The sequence below is a fragment of the Pseudomonas sp. PLB05 genome, assembly GCF_021106615.1.
Classification (GTDB): domain Bacteria; phylum Pseudomonadota; class Gammaproteobacteria; order Pseudomonadales; family Pseudomonadaceae; genus Chryseomonas; species Chryseomonas benzopyrenica.
Genome location: NZ_JAJOHO010000002.1, coordinates 1,087,985 through 1,102,284, shown reverse-complemented (window position 1 = coordinate 1,102,284; position 14,300 = coordinate 1,087,985). Strand labels below are relative to the sequence as shown.

General features: G+C 59.9%; 11 protein-coding genes. 9 read left to right on the top strand and 2 right to left on the bottom strand.

The window, feature by feature from the left end; all coding sequences use genetic code 11:
* Positions 1-36: 36 nt before the first annotated feature.
* Entirely contained in the window at positions 37-1,659 is a 1,623-nt protein-coding gene (locus LRS53_RS11740) for an NAD+ synthase (protein ID WP_231356000.1), read from the bottom strand.
* Between the two features lie 133 nt (positions 1,660-1,792).
* Here LRS53_RS11740 and LRS53_RS11735 point away from each other — a divergent pair, with 133 nt between their 5' ends.
* From LRS53_RS11735 to LRS53_RS11725, 3 genes are read left to right on the top strand one after another with little or no spacing between them, the layout of a single operon-like run.
* A complete protein-coding gene (locus LRS53_RS11735; RefSeq protein WP_231355999.1) occupies positions 1,793-2,041 on the top strand; it encodes a PP0621 family protein in 249 nt (82 codons plus the stop codon).
* On the top strand, positions 2,025-3,599 hold the full coding sequence (locus tag LRS53_RS11730; protein ID WP_231355998.1) for a sensor histidine kinase: 1,575 nt from the start codon (positions 2,025-2,027) through the stop codon (positions 3,597-3,599). The genes LRS53_RS11735 and LRS53_RS11730 overlap by 17 nt, the downstream gene beginning before the upstream one ends.
* Before the next feature lie 2 nt (positions 3,600-3,601).
* A complete protein-coding gene (locus LRS53_RS11725; protein WP_231355997.1) occupies positions 3,602-4,942 on the top strand; it encodes a sigma-54-dependent transcriptional regulator in 1,341 nt (446 codons plus the stop codon).
* Here LRS53_RS11725 and thiO read toward each other — a convergent pair whose 3' ends face one another.
* Entirely contained in the window at positions 4,943-6,046 is a 1,104-nt protein-coding gene (thiO, locus tag LRS53_RS11720) for a glycine oxidase ThiO (protein WP_231355996.1), read from the bottom strand.
* A gap of 92 nt (positions 6,047-6,138) precedes the next feature.
* On the opposite strand from thiO, the gene LRS53_RS11715 reads away from it, so the two are divergent.
* The 6 genes from LRS53_RS11715 (at position 6,139) to LRS53_RS11690 (ending at position 14,254) form a co-directional block, all read left to right on the top strand.
* Positions 6,139-6,645, top strand: coding sequence for a GspH/FimT family pseudopilin (locus LRS53_RS11715; RefSeq protein ID WP_231355995.1), 507 nt, complete (start codon positions 6,139-6,141; stop codon positions 6,643-6,645).
* 115 nt (positions 6,646-6,760) lie between these two features.
* Entirely contained in the window at positions 6,761-7,270 is a 510-nt protein-coding gene (locus tag LRS53_RS11710; protein ID WP_231355994.1) for a GspH/FimT family pseudopilin, read from the top strand.
* Complete coding sequence (pilV, locus tag LRS53_RS11705) at positions 7,267-7,782, top strand: type IV pilus modification protein PilV (RefSeq protein ID WP_231355993.1); 516 nt, start codon at positions 7,267-7,269, stop codon at positions 7,780-7,782. Before LRS53_RS11710 ends, pilV begins: the two co-directional genes overlap by 4 nt.
* Positions 7,783-7,785: 3 nt before the next feature.
* Positions 7,786-8,556 (top strand): PilW family protein, encoded by a 771-nt coding sequence (locus tag LRS53_RS11700; RefSeq protein WP_231355992.1) that lies wholly within the window; start codon positions 7,786-7,788, stop codon positions 8,554-8,556.
* Positions 8,553-9,101: a pilus assembly PilX family protein gene (locus LRS53_RS11695; RefSeq protein ID WP_231355991.1), complete on the top strand. Its 549-nt coding sequence runs from the start codon at positions 8,553-8,555 to the stop codon at positions 9,099-9,101. The genes LRS53_RS11700 and LRS53_RS11695 overlap by 4 nt, the downstream gene beginning before the upstream one ends.
* Positions 9,102-9,118: 17 nt before the next feature.
* Positions 9,119-14,254, top strand: coding sequence for a PilC/PilY family type IV pilus protein (locus LRS53_RS11690; RefSeq protein ID WP_231355990.1), 5,136 nt, complete (start codon positions 9,119-9,121; stop codon positions 14,252-14,254).
* Positions 14,255-14,300 lie beyond the last annotated feature (46 nt).

The following is a 14,300-nucleotide window of genomic DNA, read 5'->3' as shown; positions in this document are numbered from 1 at the left end:
TGGCTTCCCCTTTTTTATTGCGTCAGAACCGGCGGATTAGTCGCCGATCCGCCAGCCCGAGGTGATCGGGTAGCGCCGGTCGCGACCGAAACCGCGCTGGGTCACTCGTGCACCGACCGCCGCCTGGCGTCGCTTGTACTCGTTGAGATCCACCAGACGCAATACCTTGCGCACCGTTTCCTCGTCGAAGCCGGCGGCGACGATGTCCGCGGCCGAGAGATCCTGCTCGACGTACAGCCGCAGGATCTCGTCGAGCACCGGATAGGGCGGCAGCGAGTCCTCGTCCTTCTGGTCCGGCGACAGCTCCGCCGACGGCGGCCGGTCGATCACCCGCTGGGGAATTACCTCACCGTGGCGATTGCGGTACGCGCAGAGGCGGAACACCAGGGTCTTGGGCACGTCCTTGAGTACATCGAAGCCACCGGCCATGTCGCCATAGAGGGTGGCGTAACCCACCGCCATCTCGCTCTTGTTGCCGGTGGTCAGCACCAGATAGCCCTTCTTGTTGGAAATGGCCATCAGCAGGGTGCCACGGCAGCGCGCCTGCAAATTCTCCTCGGTGGTGTCGCGCCCAAGTCCGGCGAATTCGCCGGCCAGGGTTTGCTGAAAGGCTTCGACCATGGCCGCGATGGGCAGCACCCGGTAGCGCACGCCTAGCGTCCGCGCCTCGGCCTCGGCGTCTTCGAGGCTGATCTGGGCGGTGTAGTGGTAGGGCATCATCACCGCCTCCACCTGTTCCGCGCCCAGGGCATCCGCCGCGACTGCCAGGACCAACGCCGAGTCGATGCCACCGGACAGGCCCAGCACCACACCCTTGAAGCCGTTCTTGCGCACATAGTCGCGCACCCCGAGCACCAGAGCCTCATAGACGCTGGCTTCCAACGAAGCCACGGGGGCGAGTTCGGCCGGCTGCGGGGTCAGGTACTGGTCGAAGCTGACCGGATAGAGCCCCTCGACGAAGGCCGGCGCGCGCTGGCTGACCTGCCCCTGGGCATCCACCACGAAGGAGTGGCCATCGAACACCAGTTCGTCCTGGCCACCCACCTGGTTGACGTAGACCACCGGCATGCCGCCCTCCCGGGCACGTTCGCCTACCACGGCCTCACGTTCCGGCTGCTTGCCGCCATGGAAGGGGGAAGCGTTCAGATTGAGCATCAGCCGCGCCCCGGCGGCACGGGCCTTGGCCATGGGCTCGGCGAACCAGATGTCTTCGCAGATGGTGACGCCGATGGGCACGCCCTGATAGTCGAACACGGCGGCACTGTCGCCCGGCTCGAAGTAGCGTTTTTCGTCGAACACCTGATAGTTGGGCAGTTGCTGCTTGCGATAGCAGGCCAGCTCGGCGCCATCGCGATAGACCGCACAGGCGTTGTAACGCCGCCCCTCTTCCAGCCAGGGAAAGCCCACCAGCACATGGATGCCGGCGATCTCCTGGCGGATCCGCTGCAAACCCTGCTCGATGCGGCGCTGCATGCTCGAACGCAGCAGCAGGTCCTCCGGCGGATAACCGCACAGCGACAACTCCGGGAAGACGATGAGATCCCCCTGCAACCGGTCCCGGGCCTCATGGGCCGCGGTGATGATCCGTTCCACATTGCCGTGGATGTCGCCGACCTTGAGGTTCACTTGCGCCATCACGACCTTCAGCAGCTGACTCATGCACTCTTCCTTGCCCGATTCATCGCTGCATTTTCCTGCATGCAGCGAAGCGGGACAATCGATGCCCTGCGGGGGGCTCACCCACTGCGGCGGCCCTGCTAAACTCTACCTTCCTTCACGCTGCGAGATCGCCATGGGTCTGCTTCGCCTGCTGTTGTGGCTCGTCCTCCTGGGCGCGCTGTTCTGGATGATCAGACGCTGGTGGCGCGGCAAGATGCAGAAGCCCGCTGCCAAGGCGCCTCCGCTGCCGCCCAATGTCATGGTGCGCTGCGCCCACTGCGGCGTGCATGTGCCCCAGGAAAGAGCCCTGGCCGATGGCGAAGGCCAGCGCTGGTATTGCAGCGCCGAACATCGCCGGTTGCAGCATGAGCACCGCGACTGATCCAGGCATCCTGAGAGCCGACGCGGTCCTGCGGCTCTATCATCTCTATCGCATCGTCATCGGTCTGGCGCTGGTGGTGCTGATTTCCAGCGATCTGGATCAGCACTGGCTGCGCACCGTCGACGGCCTGCTGTTCCGTCAGGCCAGCTGGGCCTATCTGGCCACCAACGTAGTGCTCGCGGTCGGCCATCGGCTGCTGCGCGGTCGCGCCTTCGCCCTGGCACTGATCGATATCCTCGCCCTGGGCGGCCTGTTCTTCCTGGCCGGCGGCATCGCCAGCGGCATGGGCAGTCTGCTGGTGGTGACCGTCGGGGTCTCCAACGTCCTGATCCGCGGACGCCGCGGCTTGCTGATCGCTGCCCTGGCCGCCATCGCCCTGCTGCTGGCGACCGGCTACCTGGACCTGCGTCGTGGCGACAGCGGCAGCGGCTATGTGCAGGCGGCAGGTCTGGGTACCCTTTGTTTCGCCACGGCACTGCTGGTACAGGGCCTGGTCCGGCGGCTGCTGGACAGCCAGGCCCTGGCCGAAACCCGCGCCACTGCGGTGGCCGAATTGGAAGCCCTCAATGCCCTGATCCTCGAACGCATGCGTACCGGCATCCTGGTGTTCGATGCCGAGTACCAGGTGCTGCTGGCCAATCCAGCAGCCCGGCGCCTGCTCGGGGTGGACGACGAGGCCACCATCACGCCCCTGACCCTGGGCCTCGCCCAGCGGCTGGAGGAATGGGAGCGCAATCCCAGCATCCGTCCCACGCCCTGGCGCGCCCATGCCAACGGCCCGCTGCTGCAACCCAGCTTCGCCCGGCTGCAGCAAGGCGAAGGCGAACGGGTACTCACCTTTCTCGAAGACGTCTCGCGCATCGCCCAGCAGGCCCAGCAACTCAAGCTCGCCTCCCTTGGTCGTCTCACCGCCGGCATCGCCCACGAGATCCGCAACCCGCTGGGGGCCATCAGTCACGCCGCGCAACTGCTGCAGGAATCCGAAGAACTGACTACACCGGATCGGCGCCTGGCGCAGATCATCCAGGACCAGTCACGGCGAATGAATCGGGTGGTGGAAAACGTCCTGCAACTGTCTCGCCGCCAGCAGGCCGCCCCTCAGCTGATCGACCTGCGCTACTGGGCGCACCGCTTCGCCGGGGAGCTGCGCCCTACCCTGCCCGCCGGCCAGACGCTGCACGTCAAGACCGAGCCGGGCACCCTGCAGACGCACATGGATCCCCACCAGCTGGGCCAGATCCTGACCAACCTGGTGCAGAACGGCCTGCGCTACAGCTGCCAGAAGCACGGCATAGGCCAGGTCTGGCTCAGCACCTACCGCGACCCGGAAAGCGACCTGCCCATCCTCGAGGTGGTCGATGACGGCCCAGGCGTCGCCGCCGAACAACTCGACCACCTGTTCGAACCCTTCTTCACCACTGAGAACAAGGGGACCGGGCTAGGCCTGTACATATCCCGTGAGCTTTGCGAGAGCAACCAAGCCAGACTTGGCTATCATCCTTTGGCGAACGGCAGCTGTTTTCGCATCACCTTCGCCCATCCCCGCACAATGAGCTGAGCATGGCCCGACAGAAAGTCCTGATCGTCGACGATGAACCCGATATCCGCGAACTCCTGGAAATCACCCTGGGGCGGATGAAACTCGACACTGCCAGCGCCAAGAACATCGCCGACGCCCGGGCCATCCTCGAACGGGAAAGTTTCGATCTCTGCCTGACCGACATGCGCCTGCCCGACGGCTCGGGCCTCGACCTCATCCAGTTCATCCAACAGCGGCTCCCGCAACTGCCGGTGGCTATGATCACCGCCTTCGGCAGCCTGGAAACCGCCGTCCAGGCACTCAAGGCCGGCGCCTTCGACTACCTGACCAAGCCGGTGGATCTGCCGCGCCTGCGCGAGCTGGTGGGCACCGCCCTGCGCCTGTCCGGGTCCACCCCGGCGGCAGCCGGTGCCAGTGAAACCCAGCTGCTCGGCGAATCGCCCCCCATGCGCGCCCTGCGCGGCCAGATCGCCAAGCTGGCGCGCAGCCAGGCGCCGGTCTACATCAGCGGGGAATCGGGCAGCGGCAAGGAGCGTGTGGCGCGGCTGATCCATGAGCAGGGTCCGCGCGCGGGCCGCCCCTTCGTCCCGGTCAACTGCGGCGCCATCCCTTCGGAACTGGTGGAAAGCGAATTCTTCGGCCACCGCAAGGGCAGCTTCACCGGCGCCATCGAAGACAAGCAGGGCCTGTTCCAGGCCGCCCAGGGCGGCACCCTGTTTCTCGACGAGGTGGCCGACCTGCCACTGCCGATGCAGGTCAAGCTCTTGCGCGCCATCCAGGAAATGGCCGTGCGCCCGGTAGGCAGCCAGCAGGAGATCAGCCTGGACGTGCGCATCCTCAGCGCCACCCACCGGGATCTCGCCGCCGAGGTTGCCGCCGGCACCTTCCGCCAGGATCTCTACTATCGCCTCAACGTCATCGAATTGCAGGTACCGGCCCTGCGCGAGCGCCGTGAAGACATCGGCGTCCTGGCCAATCACATGCTCGAACGCCTGGCGCGGGACTCAGGCCTCGCCCCGGCCACGCTGGGCGAAGATGCCCTGGCCAGGCTCAAGAGCTACCGCTTTCCCGGCAACGTGCGCGAACTGGAAAACATGCTGGAGCGGGCCTACACCCTCTGCGAAGGCGATGTCATCCGCCCGGCCGACCTGCGCCTGGCCGACGCCCCGGCGGCCACCGCCACCGGCGAAGCCAGCCTGGCCAACATCGCCAACCTCGAAGACCACCTGGAGTCCATCGAGCGCCAGCTGATCATGCAGGCGCTCGAAGAGACCCGCTGGAACCGCACCGCCGCCGCGGAACGCCTGGGCCTATCCTTCCGTTCGATGCGCTACCGCCTGAAAAAGCTCGGCATCGACTGATCAGCCCACTGCCAGCCGCGCGCCTGGCGCATAGGGCGCCGGATCGATGATCGGCGTGCGCTCGGTGAGCAGATCGGTCAGCAACTGGCAGGAGGCCGGTGCCAGTACCAAACCATTGCGATAGTGCCCGCAGTTGAGCCACAGCCCGGGCATTTCCGGCACCGGCCCGATGAAGGGCACGCCATCCGGCGACCCTGGCCGGAGTCCTGCCCAGTGCCCCACCGGTGCCTGGCCGGCGAGCGCCGGCAACAATTCGGCCGCCGACGCCTGCAAGCTGGCCAGCGCCTCGGCGGTTGGCGTCTTGTCGAACTCTGCATGTTCCAGGGTACTGCCGATGAGGATATGGCCATCGCGCCGCGGTATCGCGTAGCGCCCCTTGGCCAGCACCATGCTGGTCAGATAGCCGACAGGCTGGCGATACAGCAGCATCTGCCCCTTCACCGGCCGCACCGGCACCGCCAGTCCCAGGGTCTGCAGCAGCTCACCACTCCAGGCGCCCGCACAGACGACGACCGACTCGGCATGGATAACCTCGCGCGCCGTCTGTACCCCCATTATGCGCTCACCCTGGCGCAGGAACCCGGTCACCGGCGACTCGCTCACCAGTGTCACATTCGGCATGCGCCGCAGGGCTTCGTGCAGGGAGCGCACCAGCCGGGGATTGCGCACATTGGCCACTCCCGCCATGAAGACCGCCCGTTCATAGCCCGGCCCCAGTACCGGCACCCGCTGCCGCACCTCCGCGACCGATACCGCAGCCAGCGGCCGCACATTGCGCCGCGCCCATTCCAGCGCCTCGGCCTCGTCCTCCAGATCGAGCCAGTACAGCCCGGTCACCTCGACCTCGGGGTCCACGCCCGTCTCCTGCCGCAACCGCTCCCCCAGCACCGGATAAAAATCCTGCGACCAGTGCGCCAGCGCCGTCACCGCGGGCTGGTAGCGCCACGGATACAGCGGCGAAACAATTCCGCCACCGGCCCAGGACGCCTCCCGCCCCGGCTCGCCCCGCTCAACCAACACCACCCGCCGACCGCTCAAGGACAGGTGATAGGCCGACATCAGCCCTATCGCACCCGCCCCGACCACTGCTACGTCATAGATCACGTCACACCCTCATCATCTAGCCTTGACACTCTCTACCGATACGAGCAAAAAGGCCTTCCAGGACGGCGTCTACCTTTTTCTCAAGGATGAGAATGAAAAGAACCTCTGAACTCGGACTGAGCCTGTTCGAGATGCTTTTAACGCTAAGCATACTTGCCATTCTGGCAGCTGTGGCTGCGCCCATCGCCTCGGATTGGCTCGAACGGGTCCGTAGTCAGGCGACGGCCAATACTCTCCTCAGGCATTTGCAGGCAGCCCGTACCTTGAGCATTGAGCGTGGCCATACCGTGGTGCTCTGTCCGATTGATGAATCAGGATGTGGAGACAGCTGGGCACGCGGATGGCAGGTGCGGGATACCGATACCGATGAGGTGCTGCTACGGCAATCGGACATGCCCCCTGGCTTGAAGATCAGATGGAACCGGACGAGTGCCATTACCTATCGCCACAACGGTACCAGTGCTGGACTCAACGGCACTCTTTCCCTGTGTAATACGCGTGGCAAGGAAATCTCTCGAATTGCCATCAACAATCATGGCCGTGCGCGCCTTGCCAGAGCAAAGGATCGCCCCATGTGCCTTGAGCAAGCGGCAGATTGATCATTCCGGAGCCGGGTAACCGGCCATCCAAGATCTCCTCCCGACTGTCCTTTCCCAGGCGACAGCTGCAGAGCTCGGCAAGAAACTAACCTCTGGCTGAGTATAGGACGTCACCATGCACCGCGCCGCTGCGCTGAAGGGATTCACATTACTCGAGATGCTGACGGTAGTGACCCTGCTGGGCATTTTCGCAGCTATCGCTGTACCGAGCTTTACCAGTCTCATCAATCAGACGCGGACCAGCAGCGTAGCGGACAATGTTTTTGGCTTGATCATGCATGCGCGATCAGAGGCCGTACTCAGACGTGCAACCGTTTCCCTTTGTCTATCTGAAACGCAGTTGATATCGGTTCTCGGCTCTTGTGACGCTCCCACCGCACAGGTGCGTACGATGGCTATCAGTCCGACCCAGGTGGCTGTCCGGGCAAGCCAGGCAAATCTGAGCTACTTCGCCGACGGAACCACCAACGGCGACGTCGCATCCCGCGTCAGTTATTTCGTCTGCCATGACCTAGAGGTGGCTTACGGCTACAAGATCGACATCCAACGCAACGGTATGACCAGGCGTTACGCCAAGGGCAAGGCAGACGAAACGGGCAACGCCCTGGCCGTGTGCAAACCATGAGCAGATCAATCATCAAGTCAGGCGGTTTCAGCCTGATCGAAGTGCTGGTGACCCTGGTACTCATCACCATTGGCATGCTCGGCATGGTCGCACTCCAAGGCAAGTCCATTGCCTTTACCCAGGACACCACGCAGCGTAACACGGCAGCGATGCTGGCTCAGGACGCGCTCGAACTGATGCGTGCCCAGGGCAAGGTCTCTGAAAAGATGGCTGGAGAAGCCTTTCCGGCAATCGACGACTGTACCAGCACGCCCAGCGAAGCAGACAAGCAGCTGAGCTGCTGGTCCAAGGAAGCTGCTCGCTTACTCCCAGGCGTGGATGCCGATTTGCTGAAGAACGAATTTCATGTGTGTAAAGCGAAAGCTGCCAATACCTGCGATGCGGGTGGCACCACCATCGAGATTCAGCTGGCTTGGAGAGTCAGAAACGGAGAGTGTATGGATAGCCAAGATGCCGCTAACCCTGAGTCGGACAAAGGCATCTGCCGTTATCGCTTGCGGTCGGAGCTCTAAGCCATGACCCATCGTCAACGGGGTCTTTCTCTTATCGAACTGATGATTGCCTTGGTCATCAGCAGCTTTCTTATATTGGGCGTAACCCAACTCTATATTTCCAACAAGCAAAACTACCTATTCCAGCAAGGCCAGGCCATCAACCAAGAGAATGGGCGCTATTCGCTCCTGATGCTGGAACAGCAGCTGTCCAAAGCCGGATTCAGAAGACGTCCCTTCGTCGACGTCACCGCAGAATTTCCTGCGAAAGATTACAAATTTTGCAAGTTTGCAGCCGGAGAAACCATCAACACCCCTGACAGCCAGACCCTGTGTATCAGATACAAGCCCAGGGATACAGCCGAACTGGACTGTCTTGGCTATGGTGCATCCGATAGCGCAAACCTGAAAATACCCTATACCAGTACTACTGCTGAATTGGTTGAGCGCTACACCTTGACGAAGAATGCGGATGAAGACCTTCCCGGGCTCACCTGCCAGACCCCAAAAGGTATCGGTACTCTGATCGATGGCGTAGCCGATGTGCGATTCGACTTCGGAGCAAGCACCAGTGCAAGGAAGGTTTCCAGCTACAGTGACAAACCAGCCGCCGGCCAACAGATCGGTGCAGTTCGTTATCGACTCCTACTCGCAAGCAGCAAGAATCTGAATACAGGCGTCAACCCTATCATCGCCAGCTGGAATGACCGCTACAAAACAGACTTCAAAGATGGCGATAGCCGTATCTACCAAATTGCCGGCAGCACCATCAGCCTGAGAAATCTGATGCCATGAAACGTCGCTCCCAACAAGGCGCCTCGCTGCTGATCGCGCTGATCATGCTGATCCTCATCACGCTACTGGCAGTGTCGAGCATCCAGGAAAGTACGCTGCAAACCCGGATCACCGGCAATCTGCTTGAAGAGAAGAATCTGCTTGCCGCCGCTGAAGCCGGTCTCCGTGATGCTGAACGCCGACTCAGTAAAAACGGCGCGCCCGATGGCTGTCCGAATCCTCTAACGCAGAAGCCCTGTATTCAGGGCTTCGTTCCCAGCACTGCCGATGGTTACAAAACCGACTTTGTCGCTAAGTCGCTGGCCTATGGAGATACCAGCAATCCGACGACATTGGACAGAAACGTTCATTGGTACTTGCGTGATATTCCTCAGGGCGCCAATAGCAGCTGCAGCGATCCAGATAAAAATGCCAGGGGTGAGGGCTGCGTGTCCTATTACGAGGTCAACGCTCAGGCTTACAAATCAGACGCCAGTTCAGCCGATGCCAAGCCTTGTTCGGTTGACGTGGTTTGCTTGCGAGCGGTGATCTCCAGGCAATTCTAGACAGCAGGGAATTGATAATGAAAACCTTCTTGGCGAGATCGCTGATAACCGTTGGCGCCCTAGTATCGCCTTTGCTGTCGAATGCCGCGGATGATGTCAACGTGGCGCAAAGTCCTTTATTCGTGACCGACTCCGTTCCGCCACTAAATCTCCTGGTAATGGGGCGTGATCATAAACTTTTCTATGAAGCCTACAATGATGCCTCCGACCTGAACGGCGACGGCATTCTAGACATCGGCTACAAAGGTTACAAAACCAAGGCCGACAAGGGCATAGATTACTACGGCTATTTCAACTCCAAGCTCTGCTATACCTATACCAGCAATCGCTTTGTTCCCACCGGTGTAGGCTCAGGTACCACAGGCAAGGAATGCACTGGCCAATGGAGTGGCGATTTCCTGAACTATATCGCCACTTCCCGTATGGATGCGCTGCGCAAGGTGCTTTTTGGCGGCTATCGCAGTACCGATGACGCTACCACTACAGTTCTGCAAGGCGCGCACATTCCTCAGGACGCTCATACCTGGGGCAAGGAATACACCAGCGTTGCCGTTGATGGCTACGACATCAGCAAGTTCACCCCGCTCAAGGCGCCAACGGTAGGCTATCGCCACTTGATAGCCGTGGCATCTCTGAGTGAAACCGGCGTTCCACAAATTCGGGTATTGACCAATGTCAATCTACGGATTTGGAACTGGGTATCCATTGAACGCCCCGTGGGCGGCGACGAATGTGTCAATGCCAGCGGCGCTCGGATCATCTGTACGAATGCAGGCCCCAAGAACGGCTGGACGCTGATACCGCCTGAGACGTTTACGAACCTAAAGATTTCGACCTGGGCAAAGTCCAACAATACTCACCCCACCAATGCCGCCGGCATGACGACCCTGTTCAATACCGATGCGCTAGGCAGCAGACTGTGTGGATCTAAAGCAATGAGCAGTGGCATCTACGCACCCGGCTCAAACAATAACCCTTTCAACGGCGCCGTAACCCCAGGAAAGCAGACCTGCAGTAATGACTATTACATAACTGAAATTGCCGGAAAAATAAAAGTCGATACAACAGGACTCTACAAACTTTCGGTCGACGGTGATGATGCTGTTGAGGTGAAGCTAAATGGCACTACTGTAGGTTGGTACGGCGGCCATGGCCCTCTCGATAGTGGCAGTGACGCCCACTCTGGAAGTGTCAATCTTCAAGCAGGCCTCAGCTACGATATCGTCTTCCGCCATGAAGAAGTGGATGGCGGTGACTCCTGGGGATTGTATTGGCAAACACCGGCAGGCATACCCGAGAACGCCAAAAGGGTTGACTACAACGTCCAGGTAGAGGTATGCCCTAATGACGTGGGCAATACCAGTAATTCCACCCTGCGCGAGAGCAACTGCCGCCTTTATCTTAGAGGAAACTACAAACCGACCGGCATCCTTCATGACTACGGCGAAACCGACAAGATGTACTTCGGCTTGCTGACCGGGTCGTACAAAAACCACTTTTATGGCGGTGTGCTGAGATCCAACATCCAGAGCTTTGCCCGGGAGCTCACCCTAAGCACTGGGCAGTTTTGTCTCAATGGCAATTGTGGTGCTGGCAATGACGTCAGTGGCATCGTCGACACGATCAACAAATTCCGGACTGTTGGTTTTACCTACTACAATTCCAACGGTACGAATAACTTCCAGTACGACCAGGACGGCTGTGGTTACAACCGCAACCCTACCAGCAACCTGGCAACCGACCCCTGCTATATGTGGGGCACACCTACCGCGGAAATGATGTATGAGGCGCTGCGCTACTTTGCTGGCGCCTCAGGTCCGACGCCAAGCTTCGCTTATTCCAAAACGACCACCACTCCTGATTCCAGGCTTGGACTTTCACAACCGGATTGGCTACCGCCTTATTCCAAAGGCAATGGCGGTTCTGGCTATCCGCGCTGCTCCGTCCCGGCCATGACGGTTCTGAGTGATATCAATCCCAATTACGATTGGAAACTGCCGGGCAGTCGCTGGGACAACACGACGGACGGCAGCGGTAATCCCAAATCCATCAGCGATATCAACGTAAGCACCGAAACGGATGCAATCGGCGCCGCAGAGGGCCTGAACGATACCAAGGTCTTTATCGGCGAAACCGAATCGGCTGCCGACAGTGCACCCACGCAAAAAACGCTGACGGCGCTGTCTAGCGTTCGTGGCCTGGCGCCCGAAGAGCCGGGCAAGCAGGGCACCTACTATTCGGCTGGAATAGCCCGCTTTGGCGCCATGCACAATATAGGTGGCAGCAAGCCCTTGCTGACCTATGCGGTTGCCCTCGCTTCGCCTTTCCCCAAGATCGAATTTCCCGTTGGTGACAATAAGATCACGCTCGTTCCCTTCGCCAAATCCGTACAGAATCCGGGGCAGAATCAGTATCAGGCCACTAATCAGATCGCTGATTTCTACGTGCAGAAGCTGGCCAACACTACGACGGCAAATACCGACAGTACCGTCAACGGTGGCCGTCCCTATGCAGAGTTTCGAATCAACTGGGAGGACAGTGAAGAGGGCGCTGACTTCGACATGGACGCTATCGTACTCTATACCCTCGCGGTGGCTCCCGATCCGAATGAGGGGGGAAAGCTCAAGCTCAATATAACCCTGACCTCCGAATACGCGGCGGGCGGCGCCCAGCAGCACATGGGTTACACGATTTCCGGCACCGATAAGGACGGACTCTATCTCGAGGTCTGTGACCTAAGAGACGGCACCGTCAATAACGGCCAAAGGACTGTATGCGATAGTCAGACGGCCTACCGTCTCAACACCCCTCCCAACCGGCCTGCGGGCTGGTGTATCGCCAACCTGGATAATCCCGAGTGCAAGGGCCTGCCGCCGACTGCGGTACGCCAATTCAGTGCGACCGGCGTAGGTGCTGGGGTACTCAAGGACCCGCTGTGGTACGCCGCGAAATACGGTACTACTGGCAACTGGGATACAGATGGTGACCAGGTACCTGATAATTATCTTCTGGTAACCAATGCCCTTACGCTAAAGGACCAACTGGCCAAGGCCTTCAACAGCATCGTCCAGAAGAACTCTTCCGTTACCCGCATTACCGTTCAAGGCGGCCAGACCGACGATACCGGGCTGGGAAATCGGGTCGTCTATCGGACGTCCTTTAACGCAGACGGCTGGACCGGAGACCTGATCAAGGACACTTACAAGAGCGATGGCAAGACCATCAACTCAACCATCAGAGCCAATTTTCCCGATGGTCGCGTCGTCAAGATGGCCGGTGCCGACGGCAAGAGCCTGCAAGATTTCTCTTATGAGAATCTCAAAGACAGAAGCTTCGACGGTACAAATCTTCGGGACTCGCTCGACAGCGCGCCTTCTGGCAATAGGGATGGACAAGGCGCCGATCGGGTCAGGTTCCTGCTGGGCCAATGTACTTCTTCGGGATGCCCGAATTTCCGCACTCGAACCTCACTGCTGGGTGACATCGTCAATTCCTCACCGGTCATGGTAGGACCCGCCCAGTATCTGGCGTACCGGATCGGCAAGGTAGACGGCACTGAGGCCAGCTATGCCGCCTTTCAAAAGACTCAGGCCTCGCGACGCGCCCAGATCTATGTCGGCGCCAACGATGGCATGCTGCATGCCTTCGATGCGGCCACTCTGAAGGAGACCTTTGCTTTCGTCCCCACACCGGTCATACCCAATCTCAACCGGTTGATGGCGAAGGACTACGGCACGGCCAACCTTGCCCACCATTACTATGTAGATGGGCCTATCACAGTCAGAGACGTCTACTTCAAGAGTGACAGCACGTGGCGCACGGTCCTGGTTGGGACGCTTGGCGGTGGTGGACGGGGCTTGTTCGCTTTGGATATCACGGATCCAGATCCTGCCAAAATCAAACTGCTCTGGGAGTTTACGTCCGATAGCGCAGCCACACTTGATGCAGCCACCAAGCTGAGCAACCTAGGTTATAGCTTCGGTAAGCCATCTATCGAGCGCCTACACGACGGTAACTGGGCGGCCATTTTTGGTAACGGCTACTACAGTGCCAACGCCAATAGCGGCAAGGCTATCCTCTATGCCTTAAAGATCGAAGACGGAACCTTGATAAAAGCGTTGGAAGCAAAGAGTCCCACCGGAGGCAGCAATGGCCTTTCTACGATTCAAGCCGCGGATTACAACGCGGATATCGTGACTGATGCAGCCTACGCAGGGGACTTGCTGGGTAACCTGTGGCGATTCGATCTATTCAAGCCGACGTCAGCGGATACCCCCTTTGCCCGAGACAACGATGGTGCAGACAGTGCGAGAAGTTTCCAGGTGGCTTTTGGTGGTGCCCCCCTCTATCGTGCCACTACCAATGACCAGACCACAGGATCTGGCGCCGGCAAGCCGCAGGCGATCACGGTGGCGCCCGTGCTGATTCAGCACCCGACCCTGATCGGCTATCTGGTCGCCTTCGGGACGGGTCGCTACCTAGGCGTCAACGACAAGGTCTCGCCCTTCGATGTACAGACCGTTTATGGCGTCTGGGATCGCTGGACACTAGGTCAAACCACCACTGACAACATGGTGAAGACTCGAAACCGCTCTTCTCTGCAACAGCAAACCCTCACCGCCGCCACCTACTCGAACAACGGCGTGACAAGAAACGTTCGGCTCCTTTCCGCCAATCCGATCAACTGGTACAAGGCGAGCGGCGAAACAGATGCCGATGTCGACAGATCCGGCTGGTATGTCGACCTCAAACTGGTTGGCAGCACAACGAATACCGGCGAAAGGATAGTGTTTCCGCTGCGTACCCTGGGTGACGCCCTGGTATTCACGAGCATTACACCCAACGCTGATCCCTGTTCCGCGGGCTTGGATAGCATCCTCTATGCCACCGATGCCAAAGCGGGCGGACGAACCTTGCACAACGTTTTCGACCTTAACAATGACGGTCGAATAGATGGGGCAGACAGCCTGAGTTCCGGCTCCATATCGGGTACGGATGGCACCATTGGAGACAACTCTCTTACCGGAACCCGAACGGGCAACACCAACCTCACCACGCTGATCTGTGATTCCAGCGGCAACTGCATTTCGGCCACGACAGGTCCTGCAGCCAATGGACGTCAGTCCTGGCGGATGCTGCTTCCCGCTCAATAACAAAAAGGCCGCTGCTCCTGGGAGCAACGGCCTTTTGTTTACCTCC

Bases quoted from the DNA above. Each gene is read 5' to 3' on its own strand.
- LRS53_RS11740 (WP_231356000.1), bottom strand. From the start codon at position 1,659: ATGAGTCAGCTGCTGAAGGTCGTGATGGCGCAAGTGAACCTCAAGGTC.
- LRS53_RS11735 (WP_231355999.1), top strand. From the start codon at position 1,793: ATGGGTCTGCTTCGCCTGCTGTTGTGGCTCGTCCTCCTGGGCGCGCTG.
- LRS53_RS11730 (WP_231355998.1), top strand. From the start codon at position 2,025: ATGAGCACCGCGACTGATCCAGGCATCCTGAGAGCCGACGCGGTCCTG.
- LRS53_RS11725 (WP_231355997.1), top strand. From the start codon at position 3,602: ATGGCCCGACAGAAAGTCCTGATCGTCGACGATGAACCCGATATCCGC.
- LRS53_RS11715 (WP_231355995.1), top strand. From the start codon at position 6,139: ATGAAAAGAACCTCTGAACTCGGACTGAGCCTGTTCGAGATGCTTTTA.
- LRS53_RS11710 (WP_231355994.1), top strand. From the start codon at position 6,761: ATGCACCGCGCCGCTGCGCTGAAGGGATTCACATTACTCGAGATGCTG.
- pilV (WP_231355993.1), top strand. From the start codon at position 7,267: ATGAGCAGATCAATCATCAAGTCAGGCGGTTTCAGCCTGATCGAAGTG.
- LRS53_RS11700 (WP_231355992.1), top strand. From the start codon at position 7,786: ATGACCCATCGTCAACGGGGTCTTTCTCTTATCGAACTGATGATTGCC.
- LRS53_RS11695 (WP_231355991.1), top strand. From the start codon at position 8,553: ATGAAACGTCGCTCCCAACAAGGCGCCTCGCTGCTGATCGCGCTGATC.
- LRS53_RS11690 (WP_231355990.1), top strand. From the start codon at position 9,119: ATGAAAACCTTCTTGGCGAGATCGCTGATAACCGTTGGCGCCCTAGTA.